Annotated in this window: 28 protein-coding genes; 10 read left to right on the top strand and 18 right to left on the bottom strand. The window is 73.5% G+C overall.

Annotated elements, in window-relative coordinates; all coding sequences use genetic code 11:
- Window positions 1-36: 36 nt before the first annotated feature.
- Both C1N81_RS36850 and C1N81_RS36845 read right to left on the bottom strand, forming a co-directional pair.
- Window positions 37-210 carry an antitoxin gene (locus C1N81_RS36850; RefSeq protein WP_394435720.1) on the bottom strand — a complete coding sequence of 58 codons (174 nt, stop codon included), beginning with the start codon at window positions 208-210 and terminating at the stop codon, window positions 37-39.
- Between the two features lie 77 nt (window positions 211-287).
- Window positions 288-740 carry a DUF4442 domain-containing protein gene (locus C1N81_RS36845; protein WP_394435719.1) on the bottom strand — a complete coding sequence of 151 codons (453 nt, stop codon included), beginning with the start codon at window positions 738-740 and terminating at the stop codon, window positions 288-290.
- Window positions 741-860: 120 nt separating this feature from the next.
- Here C1N81_RS36845 and C1N81_RS36840 point away from each other — a divergent pair, with 120 nt between their 5' ends.
- Complete coding sequence (locus C1N81_RS36840; RefSeq protein ID WP_394435718.1) at window positions 861-1,940, top strand: hypothetical protein; 1,080 nt, start codon at window positions 861-863, stop codon at window positions 1,938-1,940.
- A gap of 125 nt (window positions 1,941-2,065) precedes the next feature.
- Complete coding sequence (locus C1N81_RS36835; protein ID WP_394435717.1) at window positions 2,066-3,379, top strand: MFS transporter; 1,314 nt, start codon at window positions 2,066-2,068, stop codon at window positions 3,377-3,379.
- Here the strand turns inward: C1N81_RS36835 and C1N81_RS36830 are convergent.
- The 3 genes from C1N81_RS36830 to C1N81_RS36820 all read right to left on the bottom strand — a co-directional run bounded on the left by C1N81_RS36830 (window position 3,366) and on the right by C1N81_RS36820 (window position 6,553).
- Window positions 3,366-4,157, bottom strand: coding sequence for a spermidine synthase (locus tag C1N81_RS36830; protein ID WP_394438474.1), 792 nt, complete (start codon window positions 4,155-4,157; stop codon window positions 3,366-3,368). The genes C1N81_RS36835 and C1N81_RS36830 overlap by 14 nt on opposite strands.
- Before the next feature lie 216 nt (window positions 4,158-4,373).
- Entirely contained in the window at window positions 4,374-5,564 is a 1,191-nt protein-coding gene (gene tuf, locus C1N81_RS36825) for an elongation factor Tu (protein WP_394435716.1), read from the bottom strand.
- 284 nt (window positions 5,565-5,848) lie between these two features.
- Entirely contained in the window at window positions 5,849-6,553 is a 705-nt protein-coding gene (locus C1N81_RS36820) for a DNA alkylation repair protein (RefSeq protein ID WP_394435715.1), read from the bottom strand.
- A gap of 129 nt (window positions 6,554-6,682) precedes the next feature.
- On the opposite strand from C1N81_RS36820, the gene C1N81_RS36815 reads away from it, so the two are divergent.
- Window positions 6,683-7,390, top strand: a complete 708-nt coding sequence (locus tag C1N81_RS36815; RefSeq protein ID WP_394435714.1) for a TVP38/TMEM64 family protein — start codon at window positions 6,683-6,685, stop codon at window positions 7,388-7,390.
- A gap of 15 nt (window positions 7,391-7,405) precedes the next feature.
- Here the strand turns inward: C1N81_RS36815 and C1N81_RS36810 are convergent, their stop codons facing one another.
- From C1N81_RS36810 to C1N81_RS36795, 4 genes are all read right to left on the bottom strand, one after another.
- Window positions 7,406-8,134, bottom strand: a complete 729-nt coding sequence (locus tag C1N81_RS36810; protein ID WP_394435713.1) for a cupin domain-containing protein — start codon at window positions 8,132-8,134, stop codon at window positions 7,406-7,408.
- Window positions 8,128-9,057, bottom strand: coding sequence for a DUF6807 domain-containing protein (locus tag C1N81_RS36805; RefSeq protein ID WP_394435712.1), 930 nt, complete (start codon window positions 9,055-9,057; stop codon window positions 8,128-8,130). Before C1N81_RS36805 ends, C1N81_RS36810 begins: the two co-directional genes overlap by 7 nt.
- Window positions 9,050-10,228 carry a Gfo/Idh/MocA family protein gene (locus tag C1N81_RS36800; RefSeq protein ID WP_394435711.1) on the bottom strand — a complete coding sequence of 393 codons (1,179 nt, stop codon included), beginning with the start codon at window positions 10,226-10,228 and terminating at the stop codon, window positions 9,050-9,052. Before C1N81_RS36800 ends, C1N81_RS36805 begins: the two co-directional genes overlap by 8 nt.
- A gap of 105 nt (window positions 10,229-10,333) precedes the next feature.
- Window positions 10,334-11,608, bottom strand: coding sequence for an MFS transporter (locus C1N81_RS36795; protein ID WP_394435710.1), 1,275 nt, complete (start codon window positions 11,606-11,608; stop codon window positions 10,334-10,336).
- Window positions 11,609-11,703: 95 nt separating this feature from the next.
- Here C1N81_RS36795 and C1N81_RS36790 point away from each other — a divergent pair, with 95 nt between their 5' ends.
- Together C1N81_RS36790 and C1N81_RS36785 are read left to right on the top strand one after the other, a co-directional pair.
- Window positions 11,704-12,705 carry an ArsR family transcriptional regulator gene (locus tag C1N81_RS36790; RefSeq protein ID WP_394435709.1) on the top strand — a complete coding sequence of 334 codons (1,002 nt, stop codon included), beginning with the start codon at window positions 11,704-11,706 and terminating at the stop codon, window positions 12,703-12,705.
- 142 nt (window positions 12,706-12,847) lie between these two features.
- Window positions 12,848-13,723 (top strand): undecaprenyl-diphosphate phosphatase, encoded by an 876-nt coding sequence (locus C1N81_RS36785; protein WP_394435708.1) that lies wholly within the window; start codon window positions 12,848-12,850, stop codon window positions 13,721-13,723.
- 22 nt (window positions 13,724-13,745) lie between these two features.
- Here C1N81_RS36785 and C1N81_RS36780 read toward each other — a convergent pair whose 3' ends face one another.
- Complete coding sequence (locus C1N81_RS36780) at window positions 13,746-14,459, bottom strand: SDR family NAD(P)-dependent oxidoreductase (protein ID WP_394435707.1); 714 nt, start codon at window positions 14,457-14,459, stop codon at window positions 13,746-13,748.
- Window positions 14,460-14,560: 101 nt separating this feature from the next.
- Here C1N81_RS36780 and C1N81_RS36775 point away from each other — a divergent pair, with 101 nt between their 5' ends.
- Both C1N81_RS36775 and C1N81_RS36770 read left to right on the top strand, forming a co-directional pair.
- Entirely contained in the window at window positions 14,561-15,439 is an 879-nt protein-coding gene (locus C1N81_RS36775; protein WP_394435706.1) for a helix-turn-helix transcriptional regulator, read from the top strand.
- A 66-nt stretch (window positions 15,440-15,505) separates the two neighbouring features.
- Entirely contained in the window at window positions 15,506-15,679 is a 174-nt protein-coding gene (locus tag C1N81_RS36770) for a hypothetical protein (protein ID WP_394435705.1), read from the top strand.
- A gap of 47 nt (window positions 15,680-15,726) precedes the next feature.
- On the opposite strand, the gene C1N81_RS36765 is transcribed toward C1N81_RS36770, so the two are convergent.
- Complete coding sequence (locus C1N81_RS36765) at window positions 15,727-16,482, bottom strand: SDR family oxidoreductase (RefSeq protein ID WP_394435704.1); 756 nt, start codon at window positions 16,480-16,482, stop codon at window positions 15,727-15,729.
- 22 nt (window positions 16,483-16,504) lie between these two features.
- Entirely contained in the window at window positions 16,505-17,182 is a 678-nt protein-coding gene (locus tag C1N81_RS36760) for a maleylpyruvate isomerase N-terminal domain-containing protein (protein WP_394435703.1), read from the bottom strand.
- 99 nt (window positions 17,183-17,281) lie between these two features.
- Between C1N81_RS36760 and C1N81_RS36755 the strand changes: the two genes are divergently transcribed.
- Both C1N81_RS36755 and lnt read left to right on the top strand, forming a co-directional pair.
- Window positions 17,282-17,752, top strand: coding sequence for a nuclear transport factor 2 family protein (locus tag C1N81_RS36755; protein WP_394435702.1), 471 nt, complete (start codon window positions 17,282-17,284; stop codon window positions 17,750-17,752).
- A 206-nt stretch (window positions 17,753-17,958) separates the two neighbouring features.
- On the top strand, window positions 17,959-19,560 hold the full coding sequence (lnt, locus tag C1N81_RS36750) for an apolipoprotein N-acyltransferase (RefSeq protein ID WP_394435701.1): 1,602 nt from the start codon (window positions 17,959-17,961) through the stop codon (window positions 19,558-19,560).
- Here the strand turns inward: lnt and C1N81_RS36745 are convergent.
- Entirely contained in the window at window positions 19,487-20,389 is a 903-nt protein-coding gene (locus tag C1N81_RS36745) for a Gfo/Idh/MocA family protein (protein ID WP_394435700.1), read from the bottom strand. The two genes, lnt and C1N81_RS36745, sit on opposite strands and share 74 nt — an antisense overlap.
- 265 nt (window positions 20,390-20,654) lie before the next feature.
- Here C1N81_RS36745 and C1N81_RS36740 point away from each other — a divergent pair, with 265 nt between their 5' ends.
- Complete coding sequence (locus tag C1N81_RS36740; protein WP_394435699.1) at window positions 20,655-21,092, top strand: hypothetical protein; 438 nt, start codon at window positions 20,655-20,657, stop codon at window positions 21,090-21,092.
- A gap of 12 nt (window positions 21,093-21,104) precedes the next feature.
- On the opposite strand, the gene C1N81_RS36735 is transcribed toward C1N81_RS36740, so the two are convergent.
- The 5 genes from C1N81_RS36735 to fabG form a co-directional block, all read right to left on the bottom strand.
- A complete protein-coding gene (locus C1N81_RS36735; protein ID WP_394435698.1) occupies window positions 21,105-21,620 on the bottom strand; it encodes a hypothetical protein in 516 nt (171 codons plus the stop codon).
- 75 nt (window positions 21,621-21,695) lie between these two features.
- Window positions 21,696-22,379, bottom strand: coding sequence for a uracil-DNA glycosylase (locus C1N81_RS36730; protein WP_394435697.1), 684 nt, complete (start codon window positions 22,377-22,379; stop codon window positions 21,696-21,698).
- 95 nt (window positions 22,380-22,474) lie between these two features.
- Entirely contained in the window at window positions 22,475-24,061 is a 1,587-nt protein-coding gene (locus C1N81_RS36725) for an ABC transporter substrate-binding protein (protein WP_394435696.1), read from the bottom strand.
- Window positions 24,062-24,210: 149 nt separating this feature from the next.
- Window positions 24,211-24,978, bottom strand: a complete 768-nt coding sequence (locus C1N81_RS36720) for an SDR family oxidoreductase (protein WP_394435695.1) — start codon at window positions 24,976-24,978, stop codon at window positions 24,211-24,213.
- Between the two features lie 16 nt (window positions 24,979-24,994).
- Window positions 24,995-25,756 (bottom strand): 3-oxoacyl-ACP reductase FabG, encoded by a 762-nt coding sequence (gene fabG / locus C1N81_RS36715; RefSeq protein WP_394435694.1) that lies wholly within the window; start codon window positions 25,754-25,756, stop codon window positions 24,995-24,997.
- Between the last annotated feature and the right edge of the window lie 97 nt (window positions 25,757-25,853).

The raw sequence follows: 25,853 nt of genomic DNA, 5'->3' as shown, positions 1-25,853 counted from the left end.
CTGTCGCGGGAGTCCCGCGGGGACCGGCGGCGCGGACTACTTCTGTTCGTTGCCGAACTGGTCCCTCAGCTTGTCCTGACCCATGTCGACCTGCTTGCTGTACTTGCCCTGGGTCTTGTCGTCCACGAAGTCACCGGCCTTGTCGACACCCTTGCCGGCCTGGTCCTCATGGCCCTTCAACATCTGCTTGAGCTTGTCCATCACGGACATGGTCGGCCTCCTCGGTTCGAGCCGTTGCCTCCAGCATGGGGGCTCACCCGGGACACCGCATCCGCAGGACGAGCGCCCTAGCCGTTGGGGCGCAGGGTCCACACGACGGTCATCTCGCCCGTCACGGCTCCGTCCTCCCGCTGGATCGCGACCGTCACCGGGAACTCGGGGCGCTCCCCCGCGTCCAGCTCCGCGACCACCTCGGCGGCCGGGCGGCCGAGGGTCGCCGTGGCGGTGACCCGGCCCATGGCCAGTTTCCTGTAGGCGATCTCCGCGCTGACGGCCAGCGGCACGGCCCGCGAGAGCTGGTCACCGAAGGCGGCGAGGACGATGGCGCCGCTCGCGGACTCGGCGAGCGTGAACATCGCGCCGGCGTGCGGGCCGCCGACGTGGTTGTGGTAATCCGCCTGGTCCGGCAGTGCGACGACCGCCTTGTCCGGGGTGGTCTCCAGGAAGTCGAGGTTCAGGGTGCGGGCCATCGGCACCGTGGCGGCGAGCATCTCGCCGACGGACATCTGCTCTGCGCTCATGGCGCGCATGTTACCCATCGGTAGCAAGCTTGGCCATCCTCCGCGATGGCGCGAAACCGTTGCACGTCCGGTACCGGCCGCGGACCTCGCGCACCCCAGGACCCTCTATCGTTTACGGCCATGTGGCCAGGACAGCAGCCGCCCGGGGGCGAGCAGAACCCGCAGGACCCGAACCAGCCGAACCATCCCGGCAACCCGCCGGCACCCAACCCGTACCAGCAGCCCGGGTATCAGCAGCCGAACCCCTATCAGCAGCCGGGGTACCAGCAGCCGAACCCGTACCAGCAGCAGCCGCAGCAGCAGGGGTGGAACGCGCCGACGACTCCGCTCGGTCCGCCGCAGCCGCCGCAGGGCGGTGGCAAGGACAACCGCACGAAGATCGTCGCGATCGTCGCCGCGGCGGCCGTCGTCGTCGCGGCCGGGGTGACCGGTTTCCTGGTGCTCGGCGGGGACAAGGACGACGAGGCCAAGGACGGCGACAAGAAGAACCCGGCCGCCTCGCGGTCCGCGAGCCCGTCGCCGAGCGTCTCGGCCTCCACGCCCGGCGGCGACAACCCGCGCGGCTCCGACGCCGCCGTCCAGCCGGTCGTCGCCGGATGGCAGCCCGTGGTCAACGTCAAGCACAAGACGGTCTTCGACGTCCCGCCCGGCTGGGAGGTCAGCCCCGGCGGCTCGGACCAGATCATCGGGTTCGAGTACGACTACAAGGACAAGAAGGGCAAGAAGGAGCACGGCATGACCACCGTGTCGGCTCCCGCCGAGTTCAAGTCCAAGTGGTGCTCGGAGGACTCCGACAAGGACGGGCGCGACGAGGACACCTCCCTCGCCGGTGCGGGCACGCGGGGCGAGGACGGCGCCAAGACCGCCGCGCAGGCGGCCGAGAACCGGGTCCCGTGGTGGATCTACGGCGGGTACACCGAGCCGGACCTGAAGTCGGTGAAGGTGGGCAAGGCCGAGGACTTCACCAACGGCCAGGGCGTCAAGGGCAGCCTCATCAAGGCGACCTCGGAGAACACGCCGCAGAAGGGCAAGTGCGCCAGCGACGGCAAGGCGGTCGTCTTCGCCTTCCAGAACGGGGCGGGCGACTTCGTCTCCTTCGACCTGTGGGGCGCCAAGGGCGTCGACGACGAGCTGGACGACGCGACGATCGACAAGATTCTCGGCTCGGTCCGCTACTACAAGGACCCGACCGCCTCCTGACCGGACGGTGCGTCCGTACAGCTCCGGGGGCATTCGTACAGCTCCGGGGGCATTCGTACAGCTCCGGGGGCGCTGGCCGGCGAAACGGTTTGGCAGATGGGGCGTGCGGCGGCGATAGTCCCTCAGTGACCTCCGCCGCCGCCTCCCCGCCCCCCGTGCCCGAGAACCCGCGCCGCCGCCGTCCCGCGTGGGCCGGGAAGAACTACACGCTGCTCGCCGTCGCCTCGTTCATCACGACGCTCGGCGCGCACGGGGCGCTGATCGCGTCCACGTTCGCGGTGCTCGACGCGGGCGGCGACGGCGGCGACGTGGGCCTGGTGGCCGCCGCGCGCACCCTGTTCCTGGTGGTGTTCCTGCTGGTCGGCGGCGCGGTGGCGGACCGCCTGCCGCGCCACCACGTGATGGTCGCGGCCAACGGCCTCAACTTCCTCTCCCAGGGCGCCTTCGCCCTCCTCGTGCTCCACGGCGATCCGCAGCTGTGGCAGATGCTGGCGCTCAGCGCGCTCGGCGGCACGGGCCAGGCCTTCTTCAACCCGGCGGCCGAGGGCATGCTCATGGCGTCCGTCTCCGGGGAGCAGGCGAGCCGCGCGTTCGCCCTGTTCCGGATGGGGATGTCCGGCGCGGCGGTGGGCGGCGCCGCGCTCGGCGGGGCGATGGTCGCGGCTGTCGGGCCCGGCTGGGTGCTCGCCTTCGACGCGGCGGCGTTCGCGGTCGCGGGCGGCCTGCGGATGTTCCTGGACGTCGGCCGCATCGCGCCCCGGGTGCCCGGCAGCGGACTCCTCTCCGACATGCGCGACGGGTGGAAGGAGTTCGTCGGGCGGCCCTGGCTGTGGACGATCGTCGCCCAGTTCTCGGTGGTCGTCGCGGTGGTGGGCGCGGCCGAGTCGGTGTTCGGGCCGCTGGTCGCGCGCGACGAGCTGGGCGGGGCCGGCCCCTGGGGCATCGCCCTCGGCGCGTTCGGCGTCGGCACGATCCTCGGCGGCCTGCTGATGATGCGCTGGAAGCCGCAGCGGCTGCTGTTCGCCGCGACGCTCTCGGTGTTCTCGCTGGCCCTGCCCTCGGCGGCGCTCGCGGTCCCGGTACCCCTCGGCGTCCTCATCGCCGTGATGTTCGTCAGCGGCGTCACCATCGAGATCTTCGGCGTCTCCTGGATCACCGCCCTGCACCAGGAGATCCCCGAGGACAAGCTGTCCCGCGTCTCGGCCTACGACTGGTTCGGCTCGGTGGCGATGGTGCCGCTGGCCACCGCGCTCGCGGGCCCCGCCGAGTCGGCGTTCGGCCGCACCGGGTCGCTGTGGGGCTGCGCGGCGCTCGTCGTCCTGGCGACGACGGCGGTCCTGTTCGTGCCGGACGTACGCAATCTGCGCCGCCGCGCCACGACGGAGATCGTGGCGTCCGGCGACGAGACCCGGCAGGAAGCCGGCCTCACCCCACGCTGAACGAGCCGTCCGGCGGCTCCGGCGACGGCACCGCGTCCGCCTCCGTGACGGGCTTCGCGCCGCCGACGAAACGGCGCAGCCCTTCGCCGTGCTCGACCCGGGCCGGGAACGCGTCACGCGCCGTGCGCCGGGCCAGCTCCGCCACGTCGAACTCGCGCCGCGAGGCGACCAGCACGGCGTTGCCGAACCGGCGGCCGCGCAGCACGCCCGGCTCCGCGATCAGCGCGCTGTGCGCGAACACCGCGCGGAACGTGGCCAGCTGGGAGCGGAGGAACCCGAAAGGGGCCCCGTCCGCGAGGTTGGCCAGGTAGATGCCGCCCGGCCGCAGCACCCGGTCCGCCTCGCGCGCGTACGCCTGAGTCGTCAGGTGCGCGGGCACCCGGGAGCCGCCGAACACGTCGGCCACGAGGACGTCAGCCGAGGCGTCCGGCGCGCCCGCGAGCCACTGCCGGGCGTCGGCGCCGTGCACGGAGATGCCGGACCCGGCCGGGAGCGGCAGGTGCTCCGCGACCAGGCCGAGCAGCGCCCGGTCCGCGTCGACGACGTGCTGCCGGGACCCGGGCCGCGTCGCGGCGACGTACCGGGCGAGCGTGCAGGCCCCGCCGCCCAGGTGCAGCACGTCCAGCGGCTCCCCGTCGGGCGCCGCGCAGTCGATGACGTGGCCGAGCCGCCGGGCGTACTCGAACTCCAGGTGGGCCGGTTCGTCGAGGTCGACGTAGGACTGCGGTGCCCCGTCCACGGTCAGCAGCCAGGCCCGCCGCCGGTCGACGTCGGGCATCAGCTTGGCGAACCCGTGGTCGACGGCGCGGCTCACGGGTATCGGCTCGGGGTCGTCCGGGACGGAGTCGGGATCCGGTGCGGGCCTTGGCGCGTTCACGTGCCCATTCTGCCGGGGATCGGCGGGAACCCGGCCCTTCGGTTCGGGCGACGGTCGGTTGCGTGCGTTCGGGAAGGTTCAGCGGGGTGCGGCCGGGTCCCGGCCGCACCCCCTTTCTCACACGTCCTGCGAGACGCTCGTCACCGTCCCCGCGCCGACGGTCCTGCCGCCCTCGCGGATCGCGAAGCCGAGCCCGGACTCCAGCGGCACGGCGCGGCCGAGCTCGACCGTCATGGTGACGGTGGAGCCGGGCCGGGCGACCGCCGCCGCGCCGAGGTCGACGTCCCCGACGACGTCGGCCGTGCGCAGGTAGAACTGCGGCCGGTAGCCGGTGGCGACGGGCGTGGTGCGGCCGCCCTCCGCCGCCGACAGGACGTACACCCGCGCGGTGAAGCGCCGGGCGGGCCGGACGCTGCCGGGCTCCGCGACGACATGTCCGCGCCGTACCGCGTCCCGGGGGACGCCTCGCAGGAGCAGTGCCACGTTGTCCCCGGCCTGCGCCTCGTCCATCGGCTTGCCGAAGGTCTCCAGGCCGGTGACGACGGTCTCCGCGTCCTTGCCCGCCCCGGCCCCGTACAGGCGTACGCGGTCACCGAGGCGGACGCGGCCGCGCTCCACGGCGCCGGTGACGACGGTGCCGCGCCCGCTGATGGTCAGCACGTTCTCGACCGGCAGGAGGAACGGCGCGTCCACGTACCGCTCCGGCATCGGGACGTATGTGTCCACCGCGTCGAGCAGCGCCTCGACGGACGCGACCCAGCGCGGGTCGCCCTCCAGCGCCTTGAGCCCGGAGACCCGGACGACGGGGACGCAGTCGCCGCCGTAGCCGTGCGCGGAGAGCAGTTCGCGCACCTCCAGCTCGACGAGGTCGGTCAGCTCGGGGTCGCCCGCGTCGGCCTTGTTGACCGCGACGACGATGTGGTCGACGCCCACCTGCCGCGCGAGCAGGACGTGTTCGGCGGTCTGCGGCATGATCCCGTCGAGCGCGGAGACGACGAGGATCGCGCCGTCGAGCTGGGCCGCGCCGGTGACCATGTTCTTGATGTAGTCGGCGTGCCCCGGCATGTCGACGTGGGCGTAGTGGCGGGTGTCCGTCTCGTACTCGACGTGCGCGATGTTGATGGTGATACCGCGCCGCGCCTCCTCGGGCGCCTTGTCGATCCGGTCGAACGGCACGAAGGTGCTCGCGCCGCGCGCGGCCAGGACCTTGGTGATGGCGGCGGTCAGGGTGGTCTTGCCGTGGTCGACGTGGCCCATGGTGCCGATGTTGAGGTGCGGCTTGGTGCGCACGTATGCCGTCTTGGGCATGGCTGGGGTGGTTCCTTCCGGAACGTCCGAGGTACGGGGAGGCGTACCCGGACACGCGAGGGCCTCCGGCGCGTGCGGGAGGCGGGGACCCCTGGACCGGGCCGACCCTCCCCCTGCGGGGTCCGGCGGATTGTCCGGAGAGGGTCAGCTTCGCGCGCCGTCGACGGCTGCCGCGAGGAGGACGGCAGCCTGAGCAGCGTCCGCGACCGCGGACGGAGCTGCGAGAAAGGCGTGCCGGAACATGTGCAGATCATCGCCGACGCGCCGCCTCGCGTCGAATGGTTTTAACCGACCGCTTTGAGCGCTTCGCGCACCGACAGCGGCGCGAGCGCGTCGCGGTGCGCGGCGACGAAAGCCCGTACGGCGTCGGGGTCGGTCTTCGCGTACTCGCGCAGGCTCCAGCCGATCGCCTTGCGGACGAAGAAGTCCGGGTGCCCGGCCCGGCGCAGGCAGTAGGCGAACAGCCGCTCGGTGTCCGTCGCTTCCTTGTAGCGGAGCTGGTGCAGGAGCGCGGTCCTGGCGACCCAGAGGTGGTCGTCCCCGATCCAGGCGTCCATGTCGGCGGTGAGCGCCGGGTCGGCGGCGACGAGGCCGCCCACAATGTGCGCGGCGAGCAGATCGACCGTGTCCCACCACGGCACGGTCACGACCAACTGCCGGGCGACGGGCAGGAACCCGGACGACAGCCGGGGCACGTGCCGGCGCAGCAGGTCGACGGCGAAGTACGCGTACTCGCGTTCGGGCAGCTCCCAGCAGCGCAGCGCGACGGCGGTGAGATCCGTCTCGTCCGGCCGCGGCGTTCCCGCGAGCACCTTCTTGCTCAACTCCCGCCGCCGGGGCGTGGGGAGGCCGAGAAAGGGGGCGACGTCCTTCATGTACGCGCGCATCCGTGCGGCCCGTTCCGGGTCCGCGGCGCCGCCGTAGACGTCGACGAGCCTGGTCAGCACGGTGTCGGCGAAGGCGCTGGGCGGCGGCGCGGCGACGGACACGGGGCTCCTCCCTCGGCGCCTCCCGGGTCCGGAGCGGAGCGGAACGGGCCCGGAACCGCGGGGAGAAGCGCGGCAAAAGTGAGATACAACCTACGGCGATCTTATGTGCGGGTCGGTTAGTCTCCCCGGATGTCCGAAACCGTAGCCGCCCGTCCCGCCGGCCTGGCCGCGCGCTGCACCCGCGTCCTGCTCTCGCCCTGGGCGAGACTCGCGCTGCTTGTGGCGCTGCTCGCCGCGGGCGCGACGTGCGTGCTGCTCTTCGAGCCGCAGCGGTACCTGTCCGGCGGCTGGCGGGCCGAGGTGGGCGGCGCGGCGGCGGTGGTGCTGTTCGCCGTGGCGTACGGGGTGTGCACGGTCGCGTTCATGCCGCGCCCCCTCCTGAACCTCGCGGCGGGCGCCCTGTTCGGCTCCGAACTCGGGCTCCTCGGGGCGATCGCCGGGACCGTGCTCGGGGCGGGGCTCGCCTTCGGGCTCGGCCGGATGCTCGGCCAGGACGCGCTGCGGCCCCTGCTGCGCGGGCGCTGGCTGAAGGCGGCGGACGGCCAGTTGAGCCGCCACGGCTTCCGCTCGATGCTGGCGGCCCGGCTCTTCCCCGGCATCCCGTTCTGGGCGGCCAACTACTGCGCGTCCATCTCCCGGATGAGCTGGCCGGCGTTCCTCCTGGCCACCGCGCTGGGATCGATTCCCAACACGGCGGCCTACGTGGTGGCGGGCGCCCGCGCCTCGACGCCGACCTCGCCCGCGTTCCTGATCGCGATGGGCTTCATCACGGTCACGGCCGTGGCGGGCGCGCTGGTGGCGTGGCTGAAGCGGCACAAGCTGCGCGCCAAGGTCTAGCCCCGGGGGCCGGGCCTAGTCGGTCCGGTACACGTTCAGGCGTCCGCACATCCCGAACCTGCCCCGCGCGGACGGCGTCCCGGACCGCACCACCGCCTGGGCGAGATGCCCGGTGTCCCCCGCCGCGAGCCGGTCGAGCTGGTGTCCGGTCGTGGCGGCCGCGGCGGCGGCGCCCCGCTCCCACCGGGTGCGCCAGGCGTCGAGCCGGTGCCGGACGAGCGCGGCGGCCGCCTCGTGGAAGGCCGCCAGTTCGCCCGGTTCCTCGCGCAGCCGCAGGTACCCCTTGATCGCGAGGTCGCGCCGGGCCCGTGCCGCCCGCTCCTGCTCGGCCTCGGGGGCGTCGGCGGGCAGGGCCGTGGCGGCGGCGTACGTGTCGGGGTCGGTGAGGTACTCGGGCGGCAGCGTGAGCACGGCGTCGCCCGCCTCGGGCAGCCCGCTGTTCTGCATGAGGACGACGATGCGCAACTGCCCGTCCTCGTTGACGAGCCGGTGGATGGTGCCGGGCGTGAACCAGGCGACCGTGCCCGCGGCGAGCGGTGTCTCCTGGAACCCGGTGGCGGTGAGCGTCTGGACGGCGCCGCTGCCGCCCGTGACGACGTAGCCCTCGCTGCACGTGAGGTGCAGGTGCGGGGTGCCGCCGCACAGGCCGTCGGCGGCGGGCCAGTCGTAGACGGACAGGTGCGACACGGCCACGCCGCCGGGCAGCCCGGTGAAGCCCGCGGCCGGGTCCGCGCCGGTCACCACGGGTGCTCCGCGAGGTACTCGGCGATCTCGTCCCGTTCCCAGGCGCCGTCGGCGACGACGACGCGGTAGCGGCGGGTGAGGGTGGCGCCCGGCTCCAGGACGAGTTCGTCGAAGAAGGCGAGGGAGGGCGCCACGGCGGCGAACGGGTCGCTGCGCACGAACCAGTGCGCCGGATGCGCGCCCGGCTCCCCCGCGTGATCGTTCTCCGGGGCGTGCTCGAAGACGAGCGTGGCGTGCCCGTCGGAGCCGTCGTGCTCGGCGCTGTACGCGAGCCAGGGCGCCTGCGTCCCCATCACCCCCGGCCCTTCGGCGTCGGCGGTCTGGACGCGCCCGTCCCGGAAGCCGCGCGGGCCGCGCCAGAACAGGCCCGTGTAGCCCGCCATCTCGCGCCCGTGCGTGGTGGGGCTGCCGAACCGCAGGGGCTCGGCGCGGCGGTTGGTGACGGCGCTGGTCCAGGTCAGCGTCCAGGACCCGGCGGCCGGGTCGACGTCGCGCACCTCGATGCGGCGCTCCTCGTCGGCCCACAGCTCCCCGTCGTACGGGTGCCAGGTCAGGCGCTCGGCGAGGGTCAGCCCGGCCTCGTCCGCGCGGACCTCGTCGAAGCCGGCGTGGGCCATCGACCCGACCCGCTCGGGCAGCGCGAGATACCCCTCGCCGTGGACGTAGGTGTTGCCGCCCCACAGGTTCTGGCCCGAGAGGTGGGATGCGGTCATCTGCAGGCCCTTGTGCCAGCGGTGGTCGTTGGGCCGGTAGTCGGTGACGACGTCGCCGCTCAGCGTCCTGATCGGGTGCAGGTACGGCTTGGGCGCCTCCCAGGCCGCTTCCGGTCGGTAGACATAGGCGAAGAGCTCCACCCCCGTGCTGGGTTCGGTGACGGTGATCCGGTCGCCGTGGGCGTGGACGACGCGCAGGGTCTCACTCATGGGCAGCGGCCTCCTGGATGGGCGCCCAGCCGGGGGCGCCGCCGTGCAGGGCGGTGTAGTACGGGTCGCCGGGGCCGATCTCACCGGCCCGGACGGTGGCGTCGGTGAACGCGGACTTGTAGAGCGCGGCGATCAGCTCCAGGCTCGTCCGCCCGTCGGGCCCGCTGCCGCGGGGGCGCTCGCCCGCGCGGATGGAGGCGACGAGTGCGCGCAGTTGAGCCAGGTGGGAGCTGGGCACGTCGGGGCCGAAGTCGCGCCAGGCGGACGCCAGATCGGCGGGCACGTCGCGGGCGGGGGTGACGGTCCAGTCGGCGTTGCCGTACCCGTACAGATGGGTCAGTTCGAGGGTGACGCGCTCGCAGTCGATCCGGACGCGGCTGACCTCGTCGGGGCTGAGGACGCTGTTGACGACGGTGGCCATCGCGCCGCTCGCGAACCGTACGAGGGCGGTCGAGACGTCCTCGGTCTCCACGTCGTGCACGAGCCGGCCGGTCATGGCCCGCACCTCGGACCACGGACCCAGCAGGTCGAGCAGCAGGTCCATCTGATGGATGCCGTGGCCCATGGCGGGGCCGCCGCCCTCGCTGGCCCAACGGCCGCGCCACGGCACGGCGTAGTAGGCGGTGTCCCGGTACCAGGTGGTCTGGCAGTGGGCGACGAGGGGGCGCCCCACCTCGCCCTTGGCGAGCAGGTCGCGGACGTGCCGCGCGCCCGAGCCGAAGCGGTGCTGGAAGACGATCGCCGCGTACGGGCCGCCCTCGGCGCCCTCGGCCGCCTCGATGGCGTCGAACTCCGCCAGGGACGGTGTCGGCGGCTTCTCGCACCACACCCAGGCGCCCGATTCCAGCGCGGCGACGGTCTGTTCGCGGTGCAGGGTGGGCGGGGTGCAGACGGAGACGAGGTCGGGCCGCTGCTCGGCGAGCATCCGCCCGAGGTCGGTGTACGGGTGCGGGACGTCGCCGTCCGCGCAGAAGCGGCGTACGGCGTCCTCGTCGATGTCGACCGCCGCGACGACCTCCACCTCGCCTTCGGCGGCGAGTTCCCTCAGCGCGGGAAGGTGGCTGCCGCGGGCGATGCCGCCGGTGCCGATGACGGCGGCTCTCAGTCGGTGGGTGCGGGGTCCTGAGCGTGTGCGGGGTGCGGAGGGTGCTGGTTCGGGTGTGCTGCGCATGGGCGCGATCAACACTCCATCGGGGTGCGGTGACAGGGCCTGGGGCGTTGCCTTAGCAAGCGCTTTCTCCCCGGCTTAGACGCTAAGCGGGCGGGGCGACGGGGGTCAACAAGGCGGAGGGAGTTGATCCACTCCGCTCTCCCGCGGACGCGTCGTACGCTCCGGGGGCTCCGGGTGCTGCGGACGCTTCGGGTTCTCCGGGTCCTCCGGACGCTTCGGGCGCTCCGCCGCGCGCAGCCCCGGGGCGAGGGTGAGCGTGACCGCCAGGGAGACGGCCGCCAGGATCGTCATGGCCGTTGCCGGCGAGGTGGCCTCGGCCAGGGCGCCCGCGAGGAGCGCCGCCACGCCTTGCGCCGAGAGCATGCCCGCCGTGTGCAGGCCGAGGGCGTGGCCGCTGAGTTCGTCCGGGGTGAGGGCGACCAGGCGCTCCTGGAGCAGGAGGCTCGCCGCGAAGCCGACGGAGGCGAGGGCCACCGCGAACGCGGCGACGGGCAGGGCCAGCCGCGTCGCGAACAGCAGGTAGGGCGCGGCGAGGAGCAGCCGCAGGGGCGCGCCGAGCCGGGCCCGCCAGTGCGGCGGCAGGAAGCGGCCCGCGAGGACGTCACCGGCGAGCATGCCGAGGGCGGCGCTCGCGAGCAGCACCCCCGCGTGCCCGGGGTCGTAGGGGACGAACAGGGCTTCGCAGCCGACGATCAGTCCGTTCGGCACCCAGAGGGCGAGGTAGACGTAGCGGCGCGGACGCGAGGACCACAGGAGCGCGTTGCCGCGCATGGTCTCCGCGACGGACGGGCGGCCCGCCGCGCGCGCGGGGCGCCGGGTCAGACCGCAGCGGGCGACGACCGCCGACAGGCCGTACAGGGCGGCGGCGATCAGGAGCGTGCCGCGCGGCGAGAGGGCCTGGACCAGGAGGCCGCCGAGCGCGTATCCGAGGATCTGGCAGAAGCCGGTGCTCATGTTGAGGACCGAGCGGCCGATGAGGTAGCCGTCCCGGTCGAGGATGTCGGTGAGCAGGCCGTAGCGGACACCGCCGCCGAGCGCGGCGGGCACGCCCTGGGCGAGGACGAGGGCGAGCGCCAGGGCCGTGGGCATCCCGGGTGCCGCCTGCGCCGCCGTGGCGAGGCCGAGGAGCAGCGGCAGTCCGGCGAGGGCGGCGCGCGGGGGCAGCCGGTCCGCGGCCGACAGCAGCGTGAACGCGCCCACGACCTGCGCGAGCGCGGGGCCGAACATGGCGAGCGCGGAGAGCAGCGCGGAACCGGTGGACGCGTAGACGAGCGAGCCGAGAGCGAGGCCCGCGACCGTCCGGGCGGCGACCTGGGCCGAGCAGGCGAAGAAGAAGGGCGGGTATTCCGGGGCTCTGAACAGCTGACGGTAGGTACGCATGGGCGCAGGCTGCGGGGCGGCGGGGAGGGCTGGTTAATGTTTCGCGGTGGGGCGAAAGGTGGCGCCCCCGGCCGGGTACGCGGGGAGGTGGTTGCATGGGTGTCTGGCAGGTCGACGCCGACACGCTCGCCGGGAGCCGGTTCGTCGTGTCGCAGCTCGCCGAGGTGACGGCGAGTCTGAAGAAGCTGGCGGATCCGCGGGCGGCGCATCCGGGTGAGCGGGCGTGGCTGGACGCGTATCTGCCCGCGTACCGGGCGCGGCTGGCCGCGGACCCGGTGACGGCGCTCCTGGTGGACACCGCGTTCGGCGCGTCCTGGATCGCCGACTTCGTCACGCCCACCCCCCGCGGGGAGCCCGGCCTCGATCTGGCCGCCGGTCTGGCGCAGATCCGGGCCACGCCGCCCGCTGTCGTGCGGGCCGATCTGGCCGTCGCCTCGGGCGGCCCGCTGCCCGGCCCCCTGGCCCGCGCCGACGACCTCGCCGCGCGCATGGCCGCCCTCCTGGAGTGGACATGGCGGGAGACCGTGCGGCCGGACTGGGACCGTCGGCGCCGGATCGTCGAGGCCGATGTGGTGGCGCGGACGCGGGAGCTGACCGTCGGGGGCTGGGCGGCGGCGTTCGGCGGGATGCGGCCCGCGATGCGCTGGCTCGGCGGGGGCCGCTTGCGGATCAACGCGCACGACTACCCGCCCCGGGACGTCTCGGGGGCCGCCCTGCTGTTCATCCCCGTCACCCCGCACCAGGGCTGGGTCTCCTGGCCGCAGCCCGCCGACCGGTACGCGGTGGTCTACCCCTGCGCGGGCGCCCTCGCCGACGCGGGCCGGACGGCGCCGCCCGCGGGCCTCGCCACGCTGCTCGGCACGGCCCGCGCCCAGGTCCTCGTCCTGCTCGGCCGGCCCCTCACGACGACCCAGCTGGTGGCGCTGACCGGCCAGGGCCTCGGTTCCGTGGGGCGCCATCTGAAGGTGTTGCTCGACGCGCGCCTCGTACGGCGGCGACGGGCCGGGCGTTCGGTCCTGTACTACCGCTCACCGGCCGGGGACACGCTCCTCGCCGCGCAGGCGGAGGACGAGGTGGAGGAAAAGAGCGGGACGTGAGCGGCCCCCGTGGGGGTCCCGTCACTTTCGGGCGCTACGCTGCCCCCGCGCACACCCGTGCCGAAGGTGCCGGGGAGCGCGAAGTCCTGTCCGGACCGCGTTCGCGGCCGGTTCCGCCCGCACCCTGGATCGCCTCTTCCCCATGTCTTGGTTCGAATCGTTCATTCTCGGCCTCGTCCAGGGACTGACGGAGTTCCTCCCGATCTCGTCGAGCGCCCACCTCCGTCTGACCGCCGCGTTCGCGGGCTGGAGCGACCCGGGCGCCGCCTTCACGGCGATCACCCAGCTCGGCACCGAGACGGCGGTGGTCATCTACTTCCGCAAGGACATCGCGCGGATCATCTCGGCGTGGTTCCGTTCGCTGACCGACAGGACGATGCGCGGCGACCACGACGCCCAGATGGGCTGGCTCGTGATCGTCGGCTCGATCCCGATCGGTGTGCTCGGGGTGACGCTGAAGGACCAGATCGAGGGCCCGTTCCGCGACCTGCGGCTGACCGCGACGACGCTCATCGTGATGGGCGTCGTCCTCGGCATCGCCGACCGGCTCGCGGCCCGCGACGAGACCGGCGGCAAGCACCGCGCCATCCGCAGCCGCAAGGAGCTGAAGGACCTCTCCGTCAAGGACGGCCTGATCTACGGCGTCTGCCAGGCGATGGCGCTGATCCCCGGCGTCTCCCGGTCCGGCGCGACGATCAGCGGCGGCCTCTTCCTCGGCTACACCCGCGAGTCGGCCGCCCGGTACTCGTTCCTCCTCGCCATCCCCGCGGTGCTCGCGTCGGGCGTCTTCGAGCTGAAGGACGCGACCGAGGGCGGCCACGTCTCCTGGGGCCCGACGATCTTCGCGACGCTCATCGCCTTCGGCGTGGGCTACGCGGTCATCTCCTGGCTGATGAAGTTCATCTCGACGAAGAGCTTCATGCCGTTCGTGTACTACCGGATCGCGCTCGGCATCGCCCTGTTCGTCCTGGTCAGCATGGGCGTGCTGTCGCCGCACGCGGCGGAGTCGGCAGGCTGACCCGCCGTCGGGACCGACGGGTTCACCACGCTACGGGGCCGTGCGCGTCGACATAGCCGCCCGTGGGCCCGTCCGGTCCCAGCCGCGCCATCCGCACGATGATCTCGGCGCCCTCCTCGACGGTCTGCACGCCGGTGTTGCCGTTGAGGTCGGTCTTGGTGAAGCCCGGCTCGACCGCGTTGATCCGCAGCCGCGGGAACGCCTTCGCGTACTGGACCGTCAGCATGTTCACGGCCGTCTTCGAGGCCGGGTAGGCGATGCCCGGATAGCCGTACGCGGGGGTGGCGGGGTCGGTGACCAGGGCCATCGAGCCGAGACCGCTGCTGACGTTCACGATGACGGGCGCCGGGGCGGTGGAGCGCAGCAGCAACGGCAGGAAGGCGTGGGTGACGCGCAGGGTGCCGTAGAGGTTCGTCTCGATCAGCGGGCGCAGGGTGTCGACGGTCTCGTCGGCGGGGGCGACGATGCCGTTGGCGGCGGTGCGGCCCTCGATGCCGGCGTTGTTGACGAGGACGTCCAGGCCGCCGTCGGCCTCGATCGTGCGGGCCGCGGCGGCGACGGAGGCGTCGTCCGTGACGTCGATGACGACGTGGCGCGCGCCGAGCTCCTCGGCGGCGCGACGGCCGCGCTCCGCGTCGCGGCTGCCCACGTAGACGGTGTGGCCCGCGGCGAGGAGGCGGCGGGCGGTCTCGCGGCCGAGGCCCTTGTTGGCCCCGGTGATCAGTGTCGTGGTCATGGGTCAAGGCTGCGTCCGGGCGGCGGCGCGGGCCAGCCGTCCGGTCTTCCTGGGACCGCCGGTACCAGGAAGACCGGGGCCGGCCGGTGCAGAGTGGGGGCATGGTGAGCGCGCGATCCGCATCCGACCGTTCGACGAGCTCCGACGCGGCCTTCGGGGACGCGGTGCGGCGGTGGCGGGACCGGGTGCCGCCCGAGTCCGTGGGTCTGACGCCGGTCGGGCAGCGGCGTGCGGCGGGGCTCCGGCGGGAGGAGCTGGCGCTGCTCGCGGGCATCTCCGCCGACTACGTCACGCGGCTCGAACAGGGCCGGGCCAGCCATCCGTCCGACCAGGTCGTGGAGGCGCTGGCACGGGCGCTGCGGCTGTCGTCCGACGAGCGCGCGCATCTGTTCCGGCTGGCCGGTCTGGCGGAGCCGGGGCCCGAGCGGGTGCCCGCCACGCTGACGCCGGGGGTGCACCGGCTGCTGCGGCGGCTGGCCGGGACGCCCGTCGCGGTGTTCGACGCGGCGTGGACGCTGCTCCTCGCGAACCCGGTCTACACGGAGTTGATGGGTGAGCGGCCGCAGTGGCGCGGTCATGGCCGCAACGGGGTCTGGTGGACGTTCCTCGGCCCGCCCGGCCGCGTCCGGCAGAGCCCCGAGGCGCGGCGGGCGATGGAGGCGGCGCTGGTCGGCGACCTGCGCGCGACGGCGGGCCGCTATCCCTCGGACGAGCGTCTGGGCGCCCTGGTCCGCGAACTGCGGGCGGACAGCCCCCGGTTCGCCGGGCTGTGGGACTCCGGGGCGGTCGGGCGTCACGAGTCGGCCCGCAAGACGGTCGAGCACCCCGGGGTGGGTCCGCTGACCCTGGACTGCGACATCCTCACCGTCGCGGGCGACGAGATCCGCCTCATGGTCTACACGGCCGAGCCCGGCACCGCGGACGCGGAACGGCTTGCCCTGCTGACACCGCACTCGACGTCAACTCCGGCGCCCATGTGATCACTTGACGCATGCGAACGCTCGCTCAGGGTTCACAATCGGTCGTGTGGCACGTAACCTTGGCACATGCCGCCTGTCCCGCCCTGTTCCGTGCGGTCTGCCGACGAGGTGAACGAGCAGATCCGCGGCCTGTGGCTGCGCACCGGCGGGCGTCTTTCCGCCGAACAGCGCACGGAGTACGAGCTGCTGGTGCGCGAATGGGCCGAAGCGGTCCACGCGGAGATCGACGGACCGGACTGATCCGCCGCGCGTCCCGTATCCCGGCCGGCCCGCTCCGCTCGGAGCGATCAGCGGCCGCCCGCCACCCTCAGCACCGTGCCCGTCGTGTAGGACGCGTCCGCCGAGAGCAGCCACGCGATGCCCGCCGCCACCTCCTCCGCCCGGCCGGGGCGGCGCAGAGGGATGTTCGGTCCCGCCTGCGCGGCGCGGTCGGGGGCGCCGCTCGTGGCGTGGATCTCGGTGTCGATGACGCCCGGGGCGACCGCGTTGACCCGTACCCCGGCCGGGCCCAGCTCCTTGGCGAGGCCGAGGGTGAGGGTGTCGATGGCGGCCTTGGACGCGGCGTAGTGGACGTACTCGCCGGGGCTGCCGAGGGTGGCCGCGCCGGAGGAGACGTTGACGATCGCGCCCGTACCGGCGGCGCTCAGGTCCCGGGCGGCGCGGCGGCAGCAGAGCAGGACGCCGAGGACGTTGACGTCGAGGACGCGGCGCAGGCTCTCGGTGCTCGCCTCCGCGAGCGGGCCGATCGGGGCCGTGACCCCGGCGTTGTTCACGAGCCCGGTCAGCGGGCCGAGCCGCTCCGCCGCCTCGTCGAACATCCGCTCGACGTCGGCCTCCTGGGAGGTGTCCGCGCGCAGGACGGCGCAGCGGGCCCCGGCCGCGGTCACGGCCTCGGCGACCCGCTCCGCCGCCCCCTGGTCCTGGACGTAGGAGAGCGAGACGTCGTGTCCGTCGCGCGCGAGACGCAGGGCGGTCGCGGCGCCGATGCCGCGGCTGCCGCCGGTGATCAGTGTGTGCGGACGGGGCGGAACGGAGCGGGTCAAGACGGCCTCCCGAAATGATCGATCATGTCGCGCGGGGTGCACCGTACCAGCGCCATGTCCCGACGCGTTCCCGCCCCGGGAGGTCTCCGCGCCCGGTCAGCCACAGCAGCACCGGCCAGGGTCCGGCGTCCTCGGGCGCGGGCGCGTCCGGGAAGAGGCGGTGCAGCGCGCGGGCGCAGAGGCCGGCGGGCGGCGGCGGGAGGGGCACACCGAGGCCCCGCGTCAGGTCGTGCGCGTGCAGCAGCGTCTCGACCACGCCCATCGCGGCGAACCCCTCGGGGTCGCTGACGCCGAAGACGTGGTGCGCGCGGGCGGTCGCGGGGGCGGCCCGCGCGACGGCGGCGAGCAGCCCGCCGCAGTCCTGGAGCACCTGGAGGAGCCCGGCGGGGCCCTCCGCCCGGTCGGCGGTGATGGTGTTGGCGGGCCCCCCGGGGCGCCGCCGCGCCGCGCCGAACACCTCGCGGTCGTCGGTCGAGGGCCGGAGCGAACCGATCTTCGCCGCGTACCAGAACAGGTCGTCGGCGAGGTGCTCGCCGGTCTCCCAGCACGTCCACTCCAGCGACCCGGCGGGGACGTCCCAGTCGGCGTCGAGCGCGGCCCGCAGCGCGGTCACGGCGAGGTCGACGGCGTGCGCCACGTCGTCGGCGGTGACGGGCCCGGGATGCTGGGCGCCCGTCGGCGTGTTCGATTCGGCTGACATGCGGGGACCGTAACAGCGATCCGCCCGGCCGCCCGGGGATTTCCGCCGCGCTCACGCACGCCCCTTGGCTGTGCACGCCGGGAGCTCGACACTTGCCCGATGACGCAGCGTGTGGAACTGGCGACCGTCCTTGACCGGCTCGCCGTCGACGATCTGGTGACCGGCTACGCGGTGGCCGTGGACGACGGCGACTGGGCGGCGTACCGCGCCCTGTTCGCGCCGGACGGCCGCGCCGACTACCGGGCCGCGGGCGGCGTGGAGGGCAGCGCGGAGGAGATCGCGCGCTGGCTCACGGCCACGATGGAGCTGTTCCCGATGCGCCAGCACCTGATCGTGAACCGGCTCGTACGGTTCGACTCCGTCGACCGGGAGATCGGCGACGCGGCGCACGTCCAGGCCGACTACATCAACCCCATGCGCTTCCCCGGCGAGAGCACGGAACCGGACTTCGTGTGCGGCGGCCGGTACGCCTTCGACCTCGTCCGCACGGCGCCCGGCTGGCGGCTGTCCCGGGTGACCGTCCACGAGAAGTGGCGGCGCGCGCCCGAGGCCGCCGCCACCGGCGCGTGACACCCCGCCGCTCCGCCGCCCTTCTCCTTGATCGCCGGCCTCCCGCACACTGAACGCATGCCGCGCCCGCCGCCGGGTACGCCGGGTGCCGACACCGGCCCCGTACGAGCCGGTGCGGTACGAGCCGGTGCGGTACGAGCCGGTGCGGTGCGGTGCGAGCCGGTGCGGTGCGAGCCGGTCGGGTACGAACTGGGAGGAAGACCCCTATGCAGCAAGGGCGCGGGCCATGGTCGCGGCGGCTGGGCTCGTCCCCCTGGTGGCGCGGCGTCGCGGCGGTCCTCGCGGGCGCGCTGCCCGCCCTCGCGTTCCCCGCGCCGTCCCTGTGGTGGCTGGCGTACGGGGCGCTGGTGCCGTGGATGCTGCTCGCGCGGTCGGCGGGCTCGCCGCGTCGCGCCGCGCTCGACGGCTGGCTCGGCGGTCTCGGCTTCATGCTGGCGGTGCACCACTGGCTGGTGCCGAGCCTGAACGTGTTCACGGTCGTCATCGCCGCGCTGCTCGGGGTGTTGTGGGCGCCGTGGGGCTGGCTGCTGCGCAGGCTTTTGCGCGGGGCCCCGACGCCCGGCCAGGCGGCTGCCGCACTGGTGGCCGTGCCGTCGGGCTGGCTGATGGTGGAGCTGGTCCGCTCCTGGCAGGGGCTCGGCGGGCCCTGGGGGCTGCTCGGGTCCAGCCAATGGCAGGTGGTGCCCGCGCTGCGGCTGGCGTCGGTGGGCGGCGTGTGGCTGGTGAGCCTGCTCGTGGTGGCCGTGAACACCGGGATCGTGCTGCTCGTGGTCGCGCGCGGGGCGCGTGCGTTCGCGGTGGCGGGGCTCGTCGCCGCCGTCGCCGTCACGGGCGCGGCCTGGGCGTGGGCGCCGCGCCCGCAGACGGACGGGGAGGTCCGCGTCGCCGTGGTCCAGCCCGGCATCGTCGCGGGCCCCGCGCGCAGGTTCGACCGCGAGGAGGCGCTCACCCGGCAGCTCGCCGGGAAGGACGTCGACCTCGTGGTGTGGGGCGAGAGCAGTGTCGGCTTCGACCTGGCCGGACGCCCCGACCTGGCGCGCCGGCTCGCCGCCCTGTCCCGCACGGTCGACGCGGACATCCTGGTCAACGTGGACGCGCGCCGCCCGGCCACCGGTGCGGCCGGCGCCACGGGCCAGGGCATCTACAAGAGTTCGGTACTGATAGGCCCAGACGGCCCGACGGGCGACCGCTACGACAAAATGCGGCTCGTCCCCTTCGGCGAGTACATCCCCGCGCGCTCCCTGCTCGGCTGGGCGACCTCGGTCGGCAAGGCCGCGGGCGAGGACCGCAAGCGCGGCACCCGCCAGGTCGTCATGGACGTACGCCATGGTGACGAGGTGGTGCGGGTCGGGCCGCTGGTCTGCTTCGAGTCGGCCTTTCCCGACATGACACGCCAACTGACCCGGGACGGCGCCCGGTTGCTGCTCGCCCAGTCGTCGACGTCCACCTTCCAGCACAGCTGGGCGCCCCCGCAGCACGCCTCGCTCGCCGCGGTCCGGGCCGCGGAGACCGGCCGCCCGATGGTCCACGCCACTTTGACCGGCGTCTCCGCGGTGTACGGCCCGGACGGCGGACGCGCGGGCCCGTGGCTGCCGACCTCGGCGAGCGAGGCCCGCGTCTACACCGCCCCGACGGCGCACGGCGACACGCTGTACGTCCGGTTCGGCGACTGGCCGGTCCACGCGGCGGTGGCGGCGCTCGCGGTCCTGGCGGCGGCGGAGGCGTGGCGGCTGCTCAGGCGCCCTGCTGTACCTCGCGGACGATCCGCTCGCACAGTTCGTGCGTGGCGAGCGCGTCGCGCGCGCTGAGCACCTCGCCCGCCCGGACGGCGTCGAGGAAGGCGAGCACGACCTGCTCGATGCCGCGCTGCCGTGCGACCGGCACCCAGTCGCCGCGGCGGCGCACCGTCGGCTGGCCCTTGTGGTCGACGACGTCGGCGAGGTTCAGCACCTGCCGCTTCGTGTCCTGCCCGGAGATCTCGAGGATCTCCTCCGTCGAACCGCTGAGCCGGTTCATGACGCCGAGCGCGGTGAACCCGTCGCCCGCGAGCTGGAGCACGACGTGGTGCAGCAGACCGTCCTGCGTGCGGGCGCGCACGGTGATGTCGTCGACGGTGCCGGGCACGAGGAAGCGCAGGGTGTCGACGACGTGGATGAAGTCGTCGAGGATCATCGTGCGCGGCTCCTCGGGCAGCCCCACCCGGTTCTTCTGCAGCAGGATCAGCTCGCGCGGGTGCTCGACGCATTGCGCGTACCCGGGCGCGTACCGCCGGTTGAAGCCGACGGACAGGCCGACCCCGCGCTCCTCGGCGAGGCGCACGAGCCGCTCGGAGTCGGCGAGCTCGTAGGCGAGCGGCTTGTCGACGTACGTGGGGACGCCCGCCTCCAGGAGCCGCGTCACGATCTCGGGGTGCACGGCGGTCGGGGCGTGCACGAAGGCCGCGTCGAGCCCCTGCGCGAGCAGCGCGTCCAGGTCGGCGTGGAGCCGCTCCCCGGGGATGTGGTGCTGCTCCCCCACGCGCGCGAGGGTCGCGGGCGTGCGGGTCTGCAGATGCAGCTCCACCCCGGCCTGCGCGGTGAGCACGGGCAGGTAGGCCTTCTGCGCGATGTCCCCGAGTCCGATGCAGCCGACCTTCATTCCCTGAACCCCTCTGTAGCCCTGTGGACCGCCGTGGACCGCCCGGAACCGCCCCGGTCCGTCGTCCCGCCTCGCGGTCCCGGCAGCATACGGGGCGCCCTCCGCGTCCACCGTCACCCGTACAGGGCAACCTCTTCGCTCCCGACCCCCCGCCCCGCCGCCATCCACCACAGTGACCCGCGTGCCCCGTGACCTTCGTAGATGCCGCTCAGCCGCGCTCCTCCTTACGGCGGCCGCCGTCCTCGCCGCCACCGCGTCCGGATGCGTGAGCGTGCCGACCCCGGACGGTCCGGCCCGGCCCTCGCCGCCCGTCACCGCGCCCGCTCCCCGCCCCGACGGGCACGCGGGCCGGCCGCTCGTCGAGGCCCCGGTGCGGGAGGCGCTGAGACGCACGGGCCGCGCGCCGCATCACGCCCCGGCCGCCCCGGGCACCGGGGAGCCGCAGACCGGGTCCCCGCACGGCGCGGCCGCGCACGCCGAGAAGCCGCCCACCGCGCCCAGGCCCGCAGCGCGGCGGCCCCCGCGTCGTACGGCCCCGGCGCCGAAACCCCCGCCCCGCGGGGCCGCGCCCGGGCCGGCCGCGCGGCCCGTCGCTCCGAAGCCGCCCGCCCGCACCGATGTGTGCGCCCTCGGCCGGGCGTACGGGCACTGGGCCCCGGACAGCCCGCAGGCTGTCATCTGCCGTGATACGTACGGGAGTTGAGCACCGGGCGGCTCAGGGGCGCTCCTCCCCCGGCGGGCCCGGCAGCCCCGCCACCCGGCGCTCCAGCCGGGTCAGCGCGGCCCGTACCCCGTCGCCGTACTCGTCGTCGCCCAGCGTGCCGATGACCGACCAGGCGCGGGCGAGGTGGTCGCGGGCCGCGCCGGGGCGGCCCAGTTTCACGTAGTCCGCCGCCAGATTCAGGTGGAGCGACGGGTACAGGGCCCGCAGCGCGAGGGACTCCTGGTGCGCCGCGAGCCGCTCCCTCGTGGGCCCGTCGGCGGCGGCCAGCGCGCGCAGGTCCCAGGCCAGCTCGTCGTCCGGGTCGTCCTGGGTGTCGGCCAGGTAGTGGGCGAGCGTGCAGCGGTGCAGCGGGTCGCCGTCCTCGCCGATCTCGGCCCACAGGGCGAGGAAGCGGTCGCGGGCCTCCTCGCGGTCACCGGCGTGCGCCAGCATGACGGCCTGCCCGATGCGGGTCAGCATGGCGTCGTCCGCCGTCTGCTCACGCTGCTGTGCCACTGGCTCCTCCATGTCCCGGACGGGCCGCGCGCCGGCCGTGGCCACCGACGCTAACGGCCGCCACCGGTGATCCGGGGCAGGCGCGGCTCAGCCCAGATCCGGGATGCGCCAGTCGATCGGCTCGTGGCCCTGCGCCGCCACCGCCTCGTTGATCTGCGTGAACGGCTGGGAGCCGAAGAACTTGCGGGCGGACAGCGGCGAGGGGTGCGCCCCCTTCACGACGATGTGCCGCTCGGTGTCGATGAGCGGCAGCTTCTTCTGCGCGTAGTTGCCCCACAGGACGAAGACGGCCGGGTCGGGGCGGTCGGCGACGGCGCGGATCACGGCGTCCGTGAACTTCTCCCAGCCCTTGCCCTTGTGCGAGTTGGCCTCGCTCGCCCGGACCGTGAGCACCGCGTTGAGCAGCAGCACGCCCTGCTGGGCCCACGGCATCAGATAGCCGTTGTCCGGGATCGGGGTGCCCAGCTCGGCCTGCATCTCCTTGTAGATGTTGCGCAGGGAGGGCGGGGTGCGCACGCCGGGCCGCACCGAGAAGCACAGCCCGTGGCCCTGGCCCTCGCCGTGGTACGGGTCCTGGCCGAGGACGAGGACCTTCACCTGGTCGTAGGGCGTCGCGTCGAGCGCGGCGAAGACCTCCTCGCGCGGCGGGTAGACGGGACCCTTGGCGCGCTCCTCCTCGACGAACTCGGTGAGCTCCTTGAAGTAGGGCTTCTGCAGTTCCTCGCCGAGGACGCCGCGCCAGGACTCGGGCAGCATCGCGGTGTCGGTCACGTCAACAACCTCCGGGGTTCGTGCACTTCCTCAACACCCACGAACCTACCGGCGCCCACTGACAACCGGCCCCCGCCCCCGGAAAGCTCCGCCCCTCACCAGCTGGTCTTGCGGTCCAGCTCCCACATCATCATGATCGTCGACGGGTCGAGGGCGCGTTCGCCGCCGGATATCTCGTCGCTGGCCGCGATGTACTGCTTGCCCTGCCACAGGGGAAGGAGCCGGGAGTCGTCCGCCATGATCTGCTGGGCTCGCTCGAACTGCCGCACCACGGCGCCGCGGTCGCTCTCACGCCGCGACTGCGGCAGCAGCTCGTCGGTGATCTCCGGCGACACGTAGGGCGTGCTCACCGCGTTGTCCTCGCCCACGAAGGGCGCGATGAAGTTGTCGGCGTCGGGGAAGTCCGGGAACCAGCCGCGCCCGAACACCGGGTACTCGCCCTTGCGGTAGCCCTGTTCATACGTCTTCCACGGGCGGCTCTTGAGCTTCACCTCGAACAGCTTGGACGCCTCCAGCTGACGCTTCAGCTCCTCGAACTCGGGCCGGGTCGCCGAGCCGTAGCGGTCGGTGGTGTACCAGAGGGTGAGCGGGACCGGTGCGGTGATGTTCGCCTTGGTGAGGATCTGGGCCGCCTTGGCGGGGCTCGGGTCGCCGAAGTCGTCGAAGAAGTCGGTGGTGTGGCCGGTGAGGCCGCGCGGGACCATGGAGTACAGCGGTTCGACGGTGTCCTTGTAGACCTGGTGCGCGATGGCTCCGCGGTCGACGACCTGCGCGACGGCCCGGCGCACGGCCCGTTTGCCCGCCCAGGGGTCCTCCGGGTTGAACACGAGGTAGCTGATCTCGGTGCCCGCGCCCTCGACGAGCTGGAGGCCCTCCTGGTCGCTCTTTCCCTGGAGACGCACGACGTCCTCCGCCGCGAGACCGCGGAAGGTCGCGTCGATCCGGTGCGACTTCAGGGCGGCGACCATCTGCGCCGAGGTGGCGAAGTAGCGGATGGTCACGGCGTCGTTCTTGCGGTCGGCGAACCCCTTGTAGTGGGTGTTCTCGACCAGCTCCGCCTTCTGGTCCTCCGTGTAGGCCTGGAGCGCGTACGGTCCGGACCCGGTGACCCTGCCGTCGGAGCGCAGCTCGTCCGCCGGGTACTCCTCGGGGTCGACGATGGACATCGCGGGGGTGGCGAGGACGAACGGGAACGTGGCGTCCGGCTTCTTCAGACGAAACGTTACGTCGCGCTCGCCCTCCGTCTCGACGCGGTCCAGGCTGCCGAGCAGGCCGCTGGGCCCGCCCTTGACGCCGATCGCGCGGATCCGGTCGATCGAGTGCTTCACCGCGGCGGCGTCGAGCGGGTCCCCGTCGGAGAACTTCATGTCCTCGCGCAGCCGGCAGTGGTAGACGCGGTTGGCGCCGTCCTCGAAGGAGCAGGTGGCGGCGTCGGGCTCCGGCTGCGCGGCGCCGGAGGGGAAGGCGACGAGGGTCTGGTACACGTTGCGGAACAGCTCCCAGGAGCCGTCCCAGGAACCGGCCGGATCGAGGGTGCTCGGCGCGCTCGTCGTCCCCACCACGATCGGGTCGCCGTCGTCCTCCGAGCCGCCCGAATCGACCAGTCCGCACCCGGCGAGCAGAACCACGGACGCTGTCGCCGCCCATGTGCGTGGGGCAAGCAAACGTCTGAACACGCGCACGCTCCTCGATCAGCCTTGCCAAGGGTCGGCAGACCATATCGCAGTGGCCTGCCGGTTCAACTCCCTGTTCCGGCAGGCCACTTCGCGCGTCGCGGACGTTTGTCAGGCGTTGTCACCCGACGCCCGCAATCTCACCGCGGGGTACGGGGTCAGGCGACGCCCGCGTTGAGGAAGATGCCGCCGTCCACGACGAGCGTCTGCCCGGTGATCCAGTCGGCCTGGCGCGAGGTGAGGAACGCGGCGGCGCCGCCGATGTCCTCGGGCACCCCGAGCCGGCCAAGGGGGTAGGCCGCCGCGGCCTCGGCCTCCCGGCCCTCGTACAGCGCTTGCGCGAACTTGGTCTTCACGACCGCCGGGGCGATCGAGTTGACCCGCACCTTGGGCGCGAACTCGTGCGCGAGCTGGAGCGTGAGGTTGACCATGGCGGCCTTGCTCATGCCGTACGCGCCGATGAACGGGGACGCGGAGACACCGGCCACGGACGCGATGTTGACGATCGCGCCGCCGTTCTCGCTCTGCCACGCCTTCCACGTCCGCTGCGCGAAGCCGAGCGCGGAGACGACGTTGGTCTCGAAGACCTTGCGCGCGACGTTCAGGTCGAGCTCGGCGATGGGGCCGAAGACGGGGTTCGTACCGGCGTTGTTGACGAGGAAGTCGACGCGGCCGAACGCCTCCATGGTGCGCTCCACGGCGGTGGCCTGGTGCGCCTCGTCGTGGGCCTTGCCGGCCACGTAGATGGCGCGGTCGGGGCCGAGGTTCTGCACGGCCTCCTTCAGCGCGTCCTCGCCGCGCCCGGTGATGCAGACACGGTCGCCGCGGGCGATGAGCGCCTCGGCGATGCCGTAGCCGATGCCCCGGCTGGCGCCGGTGACGAGGGCGACGTTGCCGGAGAGCGCGGGCAGTTCGGAAGAAGTCATGTCCAGGGCCCCGGTTTCAGTTGAGCGGTCCGCCGGCCACGTACATGACCTGGCCGGAGACGAAGCCGGCGGCGTCGCCGGTGAAGAAGGCGATGGCGTTGGCGATGTCCTCGGGGCGGCCCACGCGCTGCACCGGGATCTGCGTCGCGGCGGCGGCCTGGAACTCCTCGAAGCCCATGCCGACGCGGTCGGCGGTGGCCTTGGTCATCTCGGTGACGATGAAGCCGGGGGCCACCGAGTTGGCGGTGACGCCGAACTTGCCGAGCTCCTTGGCGAGGGTCTTGGTGAAGCCCTGCAGACCGGCCTTGGCGGCGGCGTAGTTGACCTGGCCGCGGTTGCCGAGCGCCGACGAGGAGGAGAGGTTCACGATGCGGCCGAACTTGGCGTCCACCATGTGCGACTGGACGGCCTTGGACATCAGGAACGCGCCGCGCAGGTGCACGCTCATGACCGTGTCCCAGTCGGAGGCGCTCATCTTGAACAGCAGGTTGTCGCGCAGCACACCCGCGTTGTTCACGAGGATCGTGGGCGCGCCGAGCTCGGCGGCGATGCGCGCGACGGCCGCCTCGACCGCCGCCTCGTCGGAGACGTCGCAGCCGACGGCGAGCGCCTTGCCACCGGCGGCGGTGATCTTCTCGACGGTGTCCTTGCAGGCGGCCTCGTCGAGGTCGATCACGGCGACGGCGCGGCCCTCCTCGGCAAGCCGGATCGCGGTGGCGGCGCCGATGCCGCGCGCGGCTCCCGTGACGATCGCTACGCGCTGCTCAGTGGTGGACATGCTCTGTGGTCTCCTCGCCCTAGAGGGCGGCCGCACCACCGAGAACAGGTGAGCGACCGCTTAGTACCCTGTGCGGGTGACGCTAGAAGCCCTGGCA

The sequence above is a fragment of the Streptomyces sp. SGAir0957 genome (assembly GCF_043523415.1).
This window is presented reverse-complemented; position numbering and strand designations above follow the sequence as displayed.